This is a genomic window from Hoeflea sp. 108 (assembly GCF_000372965.1).
Lineage (GTDB): Bacteria > Pseudomonadota > Alphaproteobacteria > Rhizobiales > Rhizobiaceae > Aminobacter.
Map to the genome: position 1 here is coordinate 3202668 of NZ_KB890024.1, position 14807 is coordinate 3217474.

Here is a 14807-nt window from a genome sequence, read left to right on the forward strand (position 1 = left end):
TGTGCCAGAAATCTCGCGGCAACGACATACGCGCAAAGACATCCGGAACGCCCTGCCTGCCTCGTGGCGCGCCACTGCCTGCAAGCCGCGCGCTCGCGGATGCGAGTAGCGTGACGGAGCGGCAAGGCGCCGGCATCGCGGTCGGCAGCCTTTGTCCCGGCACCGTGAAAACGTGCCGGAGACAGGGTCCATCTGCCCGGGTGGACCAGGCCTATTGCGTCGGGCGGGGGAAGAATATGACTGTCACAAGCGCCAACTCGAACCGGGCGGCGGCCCTGACCGCAACCGCGCTCGTCTCGATGATTTCAGCCTATGCCATCGTCTCGCCGGCACAGGCCCAGTTCGTCTGCGTCGACGGCGCAGCGTCCGCTCAAGGCGCAACGGCTGCCGGATCACCAGCCAGTTTCGCCTGCGGCAACGGTGCCAATGCCAGCGGCATTTCAGGCAGCAACAACACGGCAACAGGGACAGGCGCCAACGCCAGCGGCGACCGCAGCGGCAACACCGCAACCGGCAATGCCAACGCCTCCGGCAACGGCTCCAGCAACTCGGCCTACGGCAACAACACCAACGCCAGCGGCAACGGCAGCACGAACACGGCAGTCGGCGACGGGGCGATTGCCAGTGGCGCAGGCAGCAAGAACATCGCCACCGGGTTCATCGCCACTGCCGGCGGCGATGGCAGCAACAACAGCGCTTCGGGGACACGGGCGAATGCCGTCGGCAACAACAGCTCCAATGTCGCGTCCGGCAACGGCGCCAATGCCGGTGGCGACAACAGCAACAACAACGCCTCCGGAACACGGGCGAATGCCAGCGGCAACATCAGTTCCAACGTTGCGAGCGGCCTGAACGCCAATGCGAGCGGTGACGGCAGCAGAAACGTCGCGACAGGCGACGGCGCCAATGCCAGCGGCGCCAACAGCTTCAACGCCGCGACGGGCTTTCTTGCCACTGCAAGCGGTGCAGGATCCGGCAACGTCGCGTCAGGCGCTTTTGCCAACGCCAACGGCACCGGCAGCGCCAACGTCGCATTGGGCGTCAACGCCAATGCGAGCGGCAGCGGCACCTTCAACACCGCCGTGGGCTACGGCTCGACCGCCACCGGCGCCAATTCCTCGGCATTCGGCAACGGCGCATCGGCGACCCATGCAAATTCCATGGCGATTGGCACCGGCGCCACAGCGACGCGCGCCAACCAGCAATCCTTCGGCACGGCTTCGAACACTTACACGATGGGCGGCATCACCTCGGCAGCGAGCCGTGCGGCGCAGACCGGGCCGCTGCAATTCGTCACAACCGACAGCGGCGGCAATCTCGGCTCCAGCACGCTCGGCGATCTCGGAATTGCCGGCATCGCCGACATCGCCGGCATCAACGGACAGATCGCCGGGCTCAACAGCCGCCTCAACGACCTCGACGGCAGGAGCAGCAAGGCGCTCAACGGTGTCGCCATGGCCTTTGCGATGTCGGGCACGCCGTGGGTCATGCCCGCCGAACGCTTCGCCATGACGCTGAACTGGGGCACGTTCGACGGCACCAACGCCCTGGCCCTGAGCGGGGCGATGCGCCTTGGCGAGCATGTTCAGGCCAATGGCGGCGTTGCATATGGCACCAATGGCGGCGGCGTGGGCGGACGCCTGGGCGTGCGGATAGGCTGGTGAGACAGATCGCCAAAAGCTTGGCCCGCCCCCTCGGCCCCGTCCTTCTTGCGCTGTTGCTGCAGCAGCCCTGGGCGTTCTACGGCGCAAGGGCTCAGGAACAGGCGTCGACGGCGGCGTCCAAGACCTCTCGTCTGTCGCCTGCCCTGCCCGTCTCCCTGGAGCAGGCGCTCTATCTGATCCGCTCCACGCTGCTGACGCTCAACGACGCCAACCGGTCGGGCAACTACACGGTGCTGCATGATCTTGCCGCACCCGACTTCCAGGCGCAGAACTCGGCAGCCGACCTTGGCCAGAGCTTTTCCGACCTGCGGCACCGCAATTTCGATCTCTATGGCGTGGCCCTTCTGGCGCCGCAATTCACCGAAGCGCCCGCGCTCGATCAAAATGGCCTGCTGCGCCTTGCGGGCTACTTCCCCACCCGCCCGCAGCAGATCAAGTTCGACCTGGTCTTCCAGGTCGCGTCAGGGCAATGGCGGCTGCTTGCCATATCGGTCGCCACGCCGGAAGCCCCGCAGGCGGAGGTGGCGCAGCAGCAAGCCCAGCCGAAGCATTAAAAGCAGAGCAAATAGGACAACGCTGAATACGCCGGGTAGAAAGGCTTCACATAGGCGAAAGCCCCCGGGCCAGGCCGGGGGCTGCGTTTCAGTCATTCACCTTGTGCGGTCTCAAAACGCCATGCGGACGCCCAGGCGGCCCCCATAGCTCTGATAGTCGTTGCCGATAGACGCGGTGCCTTCGGCAAAGCCGTTCAGGCCGGTTCCCGACACCAGCGTGGCGCCCAGCTGGAACTGGCCGTAGGCATCGATCGGATCGTTGGCCAGTGCGCTGGTTGCGCCGTTGACGAAACGCACCCCGTCCTTGCCTTCGAACTCGTTCACCAGATGGGCGCCGAGATAGAAGGTGGCCACACCGTTGCCAACCGGCGCCGTTCCGCCGATGCGGGCGCCGACCTTGCCGCGAAGGCTGTTTGCACTGTCGAAGTCGACCGCCGCGCCCAGCACCTCGAGCGTGTCGAGGCTGGTCCGGCTGTAGGCGAGGCTGGCAACCGGCTCGAGGAAGAAGCTGGCGTCGCCGAAGCGGGCGCCGGCCTCGAGCTGGAGCCCGAAGGCGGTGCCGTCGAGCTTTTCGGTGAAGCCGCCTGTCACGCTGTCGATCTTGGCGCCGAACACGTCATATTTGGCCAGCGCGTTGACGAAGTAGTTGCCCCACTGCCCCTGGGCATAAGCGCCCAGATTGTAGGCATCGTAGTCGGTGCGATCTTCGGTGCCGGCAAAGGTCAAGGCCGAGGCGAGGTAACCGCCGGTCAGACCATAGGTCACGCCGCCGATCGTGCCGAGATCGGCGCCGACCTGGCCGCCCACATGCTTCTGGCGGTAGGACAGATCGTAATCGCCGGAACTTGCCGCATAGGCCTGGTCGCGCTCGTCGGCAGAGCTGTAGAACTGGGCCCACAGGCGCCCCTGCTCGACACCGTCCTTGGCCGGGTCGCGCAGGCTCGCCGTGCGCGCCGACCAGGCGTCGGCCGACTGTCGCCACAACGCCTGGGCGCCTTCATTGACCTTGAGCATCTGGAACAGGCCGAACCCTTCAGACGCCGAGAGGTAGAAGTCGTTGCCAAGCGCGTCGTAGTTGAGCGCATAGCGGGCAAAACCGGCATTGACCGTGTCCGGCGACAGCGTGAAGGCGCCCGCCGTAGTGCCGCCGGCCGCATCGACCAGCGTCAGCGTGCGGCCCGGCAGCAAGGCGCCGCCGCGCACCGAGTTGATCGCAATCGTCGTGGTGCCGGAGGCCGAGCCGCCGATCACCAGCAGGTCGCTCGTGCCAGCCGAGGCAGTGTCGATGTCGAGCGCCAGCCGGCCGTTGATGCCGACATAGTCACCCGACATCGTCAGCACCTCGCCGGCGCGATTGTTGGCCAGCGTCACCAGTCCGGAATTGTCGAAGCGTTCGAGATTGGCCAGCGTCGCGTTGTCCCGCAGGCTGACCACGCCGGAGTTGACGAAAAGGTCGTTGCCGTCCCAGAACTCGCTGGTGCCGGAGAGCTCGAACCTGCCGCTGTTGACGATGAGGTCGTCGCCCGCGTCAAAGGACACGCCGCCGATGAAGGTTCCGGAATTGATCAGCCTGACGGTGCCGCTGTTGACCATGACCGTCGGCACCGAAGTTGCACTGAGAATGCCGGCATTGTCGATCAGCACGTTCGCGCCGCGGGCCACAATTGCCGTGCGCGTGCCGTAAAGGCCGCTCACTTCGCCGCCGGCGAGGATGTCGATGCGCGTATCGCCTGTGCTTGCGGCATACACGATCTCCTCGGCGTGGCCTTGCACCTTGCCCGAAATCCGGAGGCTCGTGTCGCCATTGCCGGTTTCGGCGCTGATGGCGCGGCCATCGGCGGCATGGACGTTGCCGACGTCGATCCGTACCGCCCCGGAAGCAGTGTCTGCCAGGATGCCGTCGCTGCCATCGCCGGTGACGTGGAGGTTGCGAAGCGCAAGCTCGATGCCGCCATCGCCAGACAGAACGATGCCATCGGCCCTATAGCCCGACACCGAGACTGAATCGGCGATCACGGTGGTGCCGGCGCCGCCGCCCGCCACGATGCCATGGGCGTTTTCGCCGCGCACGGCGATTGTGCCGGTGTCGACGATCTTGACCTTGCCGGAGGTGCTGTAGGCTTCGATGCCGTGGGCATCGTCCCGGGCGGTGTCGATGTTGCCGGCGGTGACGTCAATGTCCCCGCTGTCGCTGTAGGCGCCGATGCCGACGGCGGATTTGCCCCGCGTGGTGATGGTGCCGTTTGCGACGACGGTCAGGTTGCCGCTGCCCGAGTTCGCGGTGACGGCGTTGCCGCCCCGACCGGTTGTATTGATATCGGCGACCGTGATGTCGACGTCGCCATCGGTCTCGACCTTGACGCCGTTGCTGCCCCAGCCCGCCGTCGAGATCGTGCCGTGGGCATTGACCGTGACGGCTCCCGTCGCGGATGTGGCGAGGATGGCATCCGCCAGGTCGCCGCTGGTGGCAACCGACCCCACGTCGATGGCGATCGGACCCGAGGTCGTCTCCGCCAAAACGCCGCGGCTTTCTTCGCCCTGAGTCACGATGGAGTTCGCCCTAAGGTCGATGCGGCCGGTATCCGTCGTCGCAAAGACGCCGTTGGCAAATGCCCCCTGCGACCTGATCTCGTCGGCGACAAGGGTCAGGTTGCCGTCGATGCTGCGCAGGTCGATGACATAGCCATCCTGGCCGGTCGTCGAGGCCGATCCGATCCTGACGTCGACATTGCCCTCTGTCGAGAAGCCATAGATCGCGGTGCCGCGGACACCCCCCGCTGCGGCTGACGCCATGTCGATCTCGATATTGCCGAGCGTGCTCTGGGCGGCGACGGCGATGCCGTCGGCGGCCGTCACCCTTCCGGTGCTGGTTACGGTGATGTCGCCGCCGCCGGTACGCGTGAAGATGGCGGTCGACCTCGCGCCGGTCGTCGACACGTTGCCGCTGTTGCCGATGACGACGTCGCCCTGGTCGCTCTCGGCCCTGATGGCCTCGGCGTTCGCTCCCGTCGTTCCCAATGTCCCCGCATTGGTGACGCGGACGTCCTTGCTTCCGCCCTTGGCGGCGATGGCCACCGCGTCGTCGCCGGTGGTGGTCACCGTGCCGCCATTGGTCACCGTCACGGCGCCGTCGATGCTGACGGCATTGATGCCGTGGCTGTCGCTGCCGGTCGTGGAGATGACGCCGGTATTTCCGACAGTCACATCGCCCTGGCTGCTGGTGGCGAAGATGGCGATCGAGCGGTCGCCGCCAGTGCCCACCGATCCGGAGTTGGTCGCCGAAACCGCGCCAGCGCCCCCCTCGACGAACATGCCGGCTGAATCGTTGCCGGTCGTGGTCATCGTGCCGCTGTTCGTCGCCGACGCGCCGCCATAGGTGGACGACGCACGGACGCCATGACTTGCGCTGCCGGTCGTGGAAATCAGGCCGGTGGTGGCGACCCCGACATTGCCCCAGACGGAGCTCGCCCTGACGGCCGTGGCGTCGTCGCCGATCGTGGAGGCGTCGCCAACCTCGACATCGACGTCGCCGCCGACCGACGTGGCGAGCACGCCGTTGCTGCGCGCGCCCTCGGTCGCGACCGAGGCCGCATTGACCGTGACCAGGCCGGCATCGATGGAATTGGCGTAGATTCCGTGGCTGTCGGCACCGAACGTGGCCACGGAATTGACGTCGATATCGACCGCACCACCGGTATTGGCCCCGATGCCGTGGCTGACATTGCCCCTGGTCTCGATGCGGCCATCGCCGGTGACCGTTACGGTCCCGAAGCCGTTGCTGAAGGCGTCGATGCCCCAGGCATTGTTGCCCGTGGTGGTGATCGAACGGGCGTCGACGGAAACCGGACCGTCATAGGTCATCGCAACGATGCCCTGGCCGACGCTTTCGACCGTGTCGGCAGTGACGGAGATGGAGGTATCGCCGACGACGTTGAGCCCCGCGCCCGCCGACGTGATGCTGTTGACGTTGACGATCGTGTTCGTCGCATTCGCATCGACCGACACGCCAGTCGCACCGGCGGCGTCGGTGACGACACGTCCCTGCAGGTCGAGGCTGAGAACGCCGCCCGCGCCGGATACGGAAACGCCGATGCCCGGCGCCGTCGTGTGGACCAGCCCGTCCGCGGTCAGAACAAATGTCAGGTCCTGGCCACCGGCGGTATATTCAATTCCCGACGCATATGGGTTGCCGGCGGCAGAGCAGGTGACGACGCCGCCCAGCGGCACGCCGCATTCGTCAGCGGCCAGCGCCACGCCGGGCATGCTCAGCGGCATCACCACGCCGGCCAGGGCCGTGCCGATCCGCAGTTGCGCCTGCAAGGTGGACAACGCCGTGCGCCGCCGCTTCCGATGCACGGCCTGTGTTGCTGTTGTCGTCATCCCCGATGCCCCTTGTCATGCAATTTCAATTGCGGGGCAGACGGCCGATCCGTCGACCATTCCACCCTCAAGGGCGTCTATTTATTAGGCAATGGCGAGCTTCGACAGGAACGAGATGGAACGAGTTGTAACGAAATGGAACGAAAACCGTGTCGCGGCGGCATCAACGATGCCGATTTTGCCGCTGCGTGATCGTCGAGTGAAATCAGCCTGCCAGGGCGCCGACGCCGGATGTCCCATCGACGGCCAACAGGTCGCCGCCCGTCGCCAGCGGCAGTGCGATTTCAACGACCGTGCCCTCGTCCGCATTGCTGACGATTCCGACAGACCCGCCATGCGCGGTGACGACACGCGACACCAGCGACAGCCCCGTTCCCGAGCCCTCGACGCTGCCGACATTCGCCCCCCTCACGCCGTGGACCATGACCCGCTCCAGTTCATCGGCGGGAATGCCGATGCCGCGGTCGCGGACGGCGATACGGACGGTCCCGTCGTCCGCGCCAAGCGACAGGATGACCTGTGACGCCCCCACCACGGCCGAGAACTTGACCGCATTTTCCAGGAGATTGACGATTGCGAGCTCGAGCATTCCGGCGTCCGCCTTGACCGGGAGGCTCCGGGCCGATGGCTCCAGGTCGATGGAGATATCGGCGGCGGGCATCAGGTCGCGGGCCCGCGCCGCCGCGGCGACGACGATGTCGCCGGCGGCCACCCCGGACATCTCGGGCCGGAAGGACGGACCCTGCAGGCGGCTGCGCGCCAGGTTGACCTCCAGCATTTCGACAAGGCGCACGATGGCGCGCTGGATGCGCCTGACCCTGGCAAGGTTGCCTTCGTCGGCCGCAGGCAGGCTGATGCCGATACTGTCGACATTGGAGCGGATCGCAGCCAGCGGCGTGCGGTACTGGTGCGAGATCACCTCCATGAAGCGCACCTGCTGCTGCTGCGAGCGAAGCTCGGCTTGCAATGCGTCCTCGGCGATCTGCCGTGCCGACACCAGCTCCCGCGTCTTTTCAACGACCAGTGCATTGGCCGTCCGCTCCGCATCCTGGGCGGCGACCAGCGCCTGCTCGCGCATGTGGCTGTTCAGCGCCTCGGCCGCGCGCAGCCTGACAGCCAGCGCGCCGGTGAGCAGGATCGCCTGCACCAGGCCGCTGATCGCGTAGGCATGCCAGAAGACGTTGGGCAGTCCGAAATAGCCCTGGCGCTGCGACAGCGACAGCACCGAGCCTATCCACAACACGCAGAATGCCGCCGCGCGCAGACGGCTTGCCGCACCGTTCTCGTTTGCGGTGCGCAGGCCCTGCACCACGTTCACCACCCCCATCAGCAGGGCGAAATTGTTGCCGATCGGCCCGAACACGATGTTGGATTTGAAGATGGCGAAGCCGATGCCGATGAACCCCACGGCAGCGCTGGCCTGGTAGACGCGGTGCAGCCTGGGCGCGAGCCGCGGCAGCTCCAGGATGCTGGAATAGGCAAGCGCGCTGGCAAAAAGACCGAACCAGGCCGAAGCGCCCATGAACAGGTCGTTGGCCGCGCCATTGTCAGGAAACAGGAGCATCCTGCTCAGTCCCAGATTGCCGGCATAGACCAGCATGATGCCAAGCGTGCTCAAGGCAAGCAGCGGGTACTGCGCCTTGCGGTCGAAGTAGAAGAAGACCAGCTGGATGACCAGCAGGACCCCCATGCCGCCGAACCAGAGACCGGAGAGCAGGCTGGCCGCGGATGTCCGTGTCGTCAGCTCCGCCGTCGGGTAGATGTCGATGTTGAGATGCGTCGACGAATTGGAGTTGGCGATGCGGATGTAGACGACCGTCACCTCCCCGGCCGACAGGGCCAGGGGAACGACGTTCTGCAGGCCCGACAGGCCATCGGCCGAAAGCGGACGATGGTCGCCGAGTGTGTATGGCGTGAAATCGGCAGCCCCCAGCCCAGCACGCTCCCGGGCGACATAGACATCGATGAAATCGAGGAAATTCGGCGCCAGCGACAACAGCACAGCACCGTTTGCCGCCGGCTTCAGCTCGAGCCTGAGCCAGTTGGCGTTTCGCGTATAACCGAAGTTCACGCTCGTCCCCAGAACCGGCCTGAACGCCGCCTGCCTTTCCGGCGCGATCACGTCGGCCAGCGACAGAGACCAGGAGGGATCGGACAGGACCGCGAGCCGGCGCTCCTGCAAGGGGGCCGGATCGAGCCTGACCGACACCTCGCCTGCGCCGGCCGGACATGGCGACATCGCCAGGAGAATGACGAGCCAGATGCCGGCCAGATACTTCCAGGCGCCGGCCAGATATGTTCCGATCCGCCCGACCCGACGCCTGAAGGCATGCCTCGCGACAGTTTCATCTTGCATGACAGTGTGGATACGGCCGTGGATCAGGCTCATTATTGATTCCAATGCTTCGAGCCTTATGACGACAACTGCCCTGCCCTCACAAGCCGCAAAGACGCGCGACGATCGCGCCGCCGCCATCCGTGCCATCCTGGTCGAGGACGACCACGACCTGCGGCAGGGCATCGCCGACTATCTGCGCCTCAAGGCAATAGACGTGACGGCCGTTGCCTCAGGCGTCGGCTTCTACACCACGCTGATGGGCGACGATTTCGACATCGCCATCCTCGACGTCAACCTGCCTGACATCAGCGGCTTCGAGCTTGCCAGGGTCATTTCCTCCAGCAAGCGCATGGGCGTCATCATGCTGACGGCCCGCGCCGGCCGGGAGGACCGGATCAAGGGCTATGAGCAAGGCGCCGATCTCTACCTGACCAAGCCGGTCGACGGCGAAGAACTCGCGCTTGCCGTCAACAATCTGGCACGCCGCGTCAGGCAGGCCGCCTCGGCCCCCGCAGGGCCTGCCGGCCAGGGCGAACGCTCCCCGGATACGCCTTCGGTCGTGGAACGCCCCTGGCTGCTCGACCTCAGGCGACGTCAACTGACCTCGCCGGCCGGCGTGCCGATCCTCCTGTCGGGACGCGAAGCCATGCTGGTGGAGCACCTTGCCCGCGCCGCAGGCGCGACGGTGCCGCGCAACGTCATGGACACGCTGCTCGGCAACAGCAGCTCCGACCCGGAAAGCCGCCGCCTCGACGCCGCCCTTCGCCGCCTGCGCATGAAGGCCCGCGCCGCCGGCGCGGACCTGCCCCTGCATGTCGTGCACGCGGTCGGCGTGCGCTTCATCGGCGTGCTGACCGTCGTCTGAGACGTCAGGCGTTGACCGGGTGCTCTTTCCACGGGCATGACAGGATGGACCGGCCCGGTTGAAATCTCGGAGGACGTCATGAAATCACTGTTCCACCTTGCCCTGCATGTCACCGATCTCGAGTCCACCCGCCGCTTCTACGGCGACGTGCTCGGCTGCATCGAGGGGCGCTCGACCGACAGCTGGGTGGATTTCGACTTCTTCGGCCACCAGCTTTCGCTGCATCTGGGCAAGCCATTTGAAATCACGCGAACCGGCAAGGTCGGCGATCATCTGGTGATGATGCCGCATTTCGGCGCCGTCCTGCGTCTCGACGACTGGCTGGCGCTTGCCGACCGGCTGGAGAAGGCCGGCATCGCCTTCGACATCCCGCCGGTCGTCCGCTTCAAGGGCGAACCCGGCGAACAGCGCACGATGTTCTTCTTCGATCCTTCGGGCAACCCGATCGAGATCAAGGGTTTCAAGGACTTCGACAGCGTGTTTTCCACATGACCTCATCCTGCCTCAGGGTGTTCCGGCGCGGGCCTGTTCGTGGACGGGATCGTCCTTGAATGGGCTCGCCGTCGCTTCACGCCTGAGCACGAGACGCCTGATGACGACGTAGAAGACCGGCGTCAGGACCAGTCCGAACACGGTCACGCCAAGCATGCCGGCGAACACGGCAACGCCCATGGCGTGGCGCATCTCGGCACCGGCGCCGGTGGCGATGACCAGGGGCACGACACCGGCTATGAAGGCGAGCGACGTCATCAGGATCGGCCTCAGGCGCAGGCGCGCAGCCTCCAGCACCGCCGCCAGGGGATCCCGGCCCTTCTTTTCCTCCTCATGGGCGAACTCCACGATGAGGATGGCGTTCTTGGCCGCGAGCCCGACAAGGACGACAAAGGCGATCTGGGTGAAGATGTTGTTGTCGCCGCCTGACAACCAGACCCCTGAAATGGCCGAAAGCAGCGCCAGCGGCGCAATCAGCAGGACGGCAAAAGGCAGCGACCAGCTGTTGTATTGCGCCGCCAGGATCAGGAAGGCCAGCAGGACAGCCAGCGGAAACACGATCATGGCGGAGTTCCCGGCCTGCTTTTCCTGGAAGGTCAGGTCGGTCCATTCGAAGGCCATGCCGTCAGGCAGGGTCTCGCCCATGATGCGTTCGATGGCAGCGGTCGCCTCGCCTGACGAATAGCCTGATGCGGGCCCGCCCGTAATGTCCACCGACGGATAGCCGTTGTAGTGCATCACCCGGTCAGGGCCCGAGCTGGTGACAATGCCGGCAAGCGCGGCAAGCGGCACCATGTCACCTGACGCGTTGCGAACCTTGAGGCGGGCGATGTCGTCCACCTCGGCGCGGAAAGGCGCATCGGCCTGCACGATGACGCGATAGGTGCGGCCGAAGCGGTTGAAATCGTTGGCGTAGAGGGAGCCGAGATTGACCTGCAGGGTCTCGAAGATCTCCGTCATCGCAACATGCTGCGTCTTTGCCTTGACCCGATCGAGATCGACATGGACCTGCGGCGCGTTGACCTGGAAACTCGCCATCATGCCGGCGAGCTCGGGGGCGGCGGCCGCCTTGGCCATGATCTCGCCCTGCACGCGCGCCAGGGCTTCGAGGCCCGCACCGGCGCGATCCTCGACCTGGAGCTTGAAGCCGCCCGTCGTGCCGAGCCCGGGCACCGGCGGCGGCGGGAAGATGCCGACGAAGCCGTCGGGAATCTGGCTGTACTTGCCCATCAGGCGCCCGGCGATCGCATTGGCCGAAAGCGAGGGATCCTTGCGCTGATCGAACGGATCGAGCACGGCAAAGACCACGGCGGCATTGGGCAGATTGACGAAGCCGTTGACCGAGAGGCCCGGAAAGGCAACGACGCTCTCCACACCGGGCTCGGCCAGCGCGATCTTCGACATCTCCTTGACCACGGCGTCGGTGCGCTCGAGCGAGGCCCCTGATGGCAATTGTGCGATGCCGACGAGATAATACTTGTCCTGCGCGGGCACGAAGCCGCTGGGGATGCCCTGGAAGCCGAGATAGGTCGCGCCAAGCAGGCCCGCATAAGCGACGAAGACGACGCCGCTGATGCGGATGGCGCGCCGCGCGGTCGCGACATAGGCGTTCGAGGCGCTGTCGAAGAAGCGGTTGAACAGGGCGAAGAACCGGCCAAACAGGAAGTCGATGCCGCGCGTCAGCCAGTCGCGGCGGGCGCCGCCATGATGCGGCTTCAAGAGCACCGCTGCCAGTGCCGGCGACAGCGTCAGCGAATTGATCGCCGAAAGCACCGTCGATATGGCGATCGTCACCGCGAACTGCCGGTAGAATTCGCCCTGCAGGCCCGACAGGAAGGCCGAGGGAATGAACACGGCCGCCAGAACCGAGGTGATGGCGATGATCGGCGCCGTCACCTCGTCCATCGCCTTGCGGGCCGCTTCCTTGGGTGTTTCGCCGAGACCGATGTGGCGCTCGACATTCTCGACGACGACGATGGCGTCGTCGACCACGATGCCGATCGACAGCACCAGGCCAAACAGCGACAGCGTGTTGAGCGAGAAGCCCAGCAGATACATTACCGCCAGCGTGCCGACGAGCGATATCGGCACCGCTACCAGCGGAATGATCGAGGCGCGCCACGTCTGCAGGAACAGCACGACGACGATGACGACCAGCACGATCGCCTCGAGCAAGGTCGTCATGACTGCTGCGAGCGATGCCCGCACGAAGACGGTCGGATCATAGGCGATGCGATATTCCAGGCCGTCGGGAAATTCGCCCTGCAGGCGCTGCATCTCGGCGCGCACCGCGCTCGAGACGTCGAGCGCGTTTGCGCCCGGGCGCTGGATGATCTGCATGGCCACCGCCGGCTCGCCGTCGAGCAGGCTGCGCAGGGCATAGGCGTCGGCGCCGAGCCCGATCCGGGCGACGTCGCGCAGGCGCACGACCTGGCCGTCCTCACCCGTCTTGATGACGATCTCGCCGAACTGCTCCTCGCTGGTCAGCCGCCCCACCGTGCTGACGGTGACCTGGTAGCTGGCCGCCTGCGACGGCTGCTGGCCGACCGATCCGGCTGCGACCTGCACGTTCTGTTCGCGAATGGCGGCAACGACGTCGCCCGCCGTCATGCCGCGCGCCGCCACCCTGGCGGGGTCGAGCCAGACGCGCATGGCGTATTCGCCCGCCCCCCAGACGACGACGTCGCCCACCCCGGGCAGGCGGGCGAGCGTGTCGCGCACCTGGAGGCTGGCGAAATTGGAAATATACAAGGGATCGTAGCGCTTGTCGGGCGACACCAGGTGGACCACCATCAGGATGTCGGGCGAGGTCTTCTGCGTGACCACGCCGATGCGCTGAACCTCTTCGGGCAAGCGCGGCAGCGCCCGCGACACGCGGTTCTGCACCTGGATCTGGGCCATGTCAGGGTCGGTGCCCTGGGCGAAGGTGACGGTGAGCGTCATCCGCCCGTCGGTCGCCGCCTGCGAGCTCATATAGAGCATGCCCTCGACGCCGTTGATCGACTGCTCGAGCGGCGATGCGACCGTTTCGGCGATCACCGCGGGATTGGCGCCGGGATAACTGGCCGAGACCTGGATGGTGGGCGGCGTGACGGAGGGATACTCGCTGAGCGAAAGCCGGAACAAAGCGATGGCACCGGCGATCAGCATCAGGGCCGACAGCACGATCGCAAAGATCGGCCGGTTGATGAAGAAATGCGGCAGGCTCATCGACGTGCCTCCTGCGCGCCGCCGGCCGCCCGTGCAGGATCGAGCGCCGCATCGGGCGCCATGGCGATCCGGTTCGGGGTCACCTGCATGCCCGGCCGTACAAGCCCCTTGATGATGATCGTCTCGCCTTTGCCGAGCCCCTGCTCGACGACACGCAGGCCCTCGCGCATCGCCCCGAGCTCGACCGGCCGGTATTCGACAGTGTCATCAGCCCCAAGCACCAGCACGTAACGACGGCCCTGATCGGTGCCGACGGCCTGGTCGTCGATCAGCACGGTTTCGCGGGCGGCAGCCGTGGCAAGCCTGACGCGCGCAAACAAGCCGGGCGTCAGCTGCCCCTGAGGATCGGCGAGCACAGCGCGGGCCTTGATCGTGCCCGTCGCGCGGTCGACGCGGTTGCCGAGAAAATCGAGCCTGCCCGTGTGGGGAAAGCCACTCTCCGCCGTGAGCCCGACAGTAACAGGAGGTGCCGCCCCCGCGGCATCGGGCCGACCCTCGCCCCGGAAGCGCAGATAGGTCGCTTCATCGAGGTCGAAATAGACATGGACGGGGTCGACCGAGACGATGGTGGTAAGCAGCGTGGCGGCCCCCGCAGCTCCGGTGACAAGGTTGCCTTCGCTCACCAGCACGCGGTCGACGCGGCCGGAGATCGGTGCCGTGACGCGCGTATAGGAGAGATCGAGCCGGGCTGCGGCGACGACGGCCTTCGCCTCCTCGACCTGCGCCTCCCGCTCGCGCTTTCGCGCGACATCGTCGTCGAATGTCTTTTCGGAAATCGCCCCTTTGGGCGCCAGGCGTTGCGAACGATCGAGGTCGACGCTGGCCTGGTCGAGCAGAACCCGCGCCCGGCGCAACTGCGCTTCGGCATTCTGGAGCGCGACCTCGAACGGCCGGGCATCGATCTGGAAGAGCAGCTGGCCGCGCTCGACGAGCCCGCCTTCGGGCACGCTGACCGTCTCGATGCTTCCGCCGACACGCGGGCGCAGCTCGACCGTCCTGGCCGCCGCAATGATGCCGGTAAATTCCGACGACGGCGCAAGCACCCTGACGACGACCTCCGCCACCGGCACCTGCGGCGGCGATGGCACGCCCTGTTCCGTCTCACCTGATGCCAGGGCCTGCCTGACATGGGTCGGCAGGCCATCGGGATAGGCAAACCACGCAGCACCGCCCAGCGCCGCCATCGCCACCAACATCGTTCTCGTCTTCCCAGTCATTCGAAACGGCCCCGCCGACAGATTGCGCGACGTCCGCAATGGACGCCGCTGATGATTTGCGACGCTAGGGTTTGCAGCAACGGGAAG

Annotated in this window: 8 protein-coding genes; 4 read left to right on the top strand and 4 right to left on the bottom strand. The window is 66.2% G+C overall.

What is annotated here, in order from left to right; translation table 11 throughout:
• Positions 1-236 precede the first annotated feature (236 nt).
• Both B015_RS0115830 and B015_RS0115835 read left to right on the top strand, forming a co-directional pair.
• Complete coding sequence (locus B015_RS0115830) at positions 237-1664, top strand: hypothetical protein (RefSeq protein WP_018428696.1); 1428 nt, start codon at positions 237-239, stop codon at positions 1662-1664.
• Positions 1661-2218: a hypothetical protein gene (locus B015_RS0115835; protein ID WP_018428697.1), complete on the top strand. Its 558-nt coding sequence runs from the start codon at positions 1661-1663 to the stop codon at positions 2216-2218. The genes B015_RS0115830 and B015_RS0115835 overlap by 4 nt, the downstream gene beginning before the upstream one ends.
• A 111-nt stretch (positions 2219-2329) precedes the next feature.
• On the opposite strand, the gene B015_RS0115840 is transcribed toward B015_RS0115835, so the two are convergent.
• Both B015_RS0115840 and B015_RS0115845 read right to left on the bottom strand, forming a co-directional pair.
• A complete protein-coding gene (locus B015_RS0115840) occupies positions 2330-6598 on the bottom strand; it encodes an autotransporter domain-containing protein (RefSeq protein WP_018428698.1) in 4269 nt (1422 codons plus the stop codon).
• Between the two features lie 205 nt (positions 6599-6803).
• Positions 6804-8987, bottom strand: a complete 2184-nt coding sequence (locus B015_RS0115845; protein ID WP_018428699.1) for a sensor histidine kinase — start codon at positions 8985-8987, stop codon at positions 6804-6806.
• Between the two features lie 25 nt (positions 8988-9012).
• Between B015_RS0115845 and B015_RS32210 the strand changes: the two genes are divergently transcribed.
• Together B015_RS32210 and B015_RS0115855 are read left to right on the top strand one after the other, a co-directional pair.
• The gene (locus B015_RS32210) at positions 9013-9801 is read left to right on the top strand and encodes a response regulator transcription factor (RefSeq protein WP_018428700.1); all 789 of its coding nucleotides are present in this window, start codon (positions 9013-9015) and stop codon (positions 9799-9801) included.
• Positions 9802-9879: 78 nt separating this feature from the next.
• A complete protein-coding gene (locus B015_RS0115855; RefSeq protein ID WP_018428701.1) occupies positions 9880-10293 on the top strand; it encodes a VOC family protein in 414 nt (137 codons plus the stop codon).
• 12 nt (positions 10294-10305) lie between these two features.
• Here the strand turns inward: B015_RS0115855 and B015_RS0115860 are convergent, their stop codons facing one another.
• Together B015_RS0115860 and B015_RS0115865 are read right to left on the bottom strand one after the other, a co-directional pair.
• Complete coding sequence (locus tag B015_RS0115860; RefSeq protein WP_018428702.1) at positions 10306-13503, bottom strand: efflux RND transporter permease subunit; 3198 nt, start codon at positions 13501-13503, stop codon at positions 10306-10308.
• Positions 13500-14720, bottom strand: coding sequence for an efflux RND transporter periplasmic adaptor subunit (locus tag B015_RS0115865; RefSeq protein ID WP_026227344.1), 1221 nt, complete (start codon positions 14718-14720; stop codon positions 13500-13502). Before B015_RS0115865 ends, B015_RS0115860 begins: the two co-directional genes overlap by 4 nt.
• Between the last annotated feature and the right edge of the window lie 87 nt (positions 14721-14807).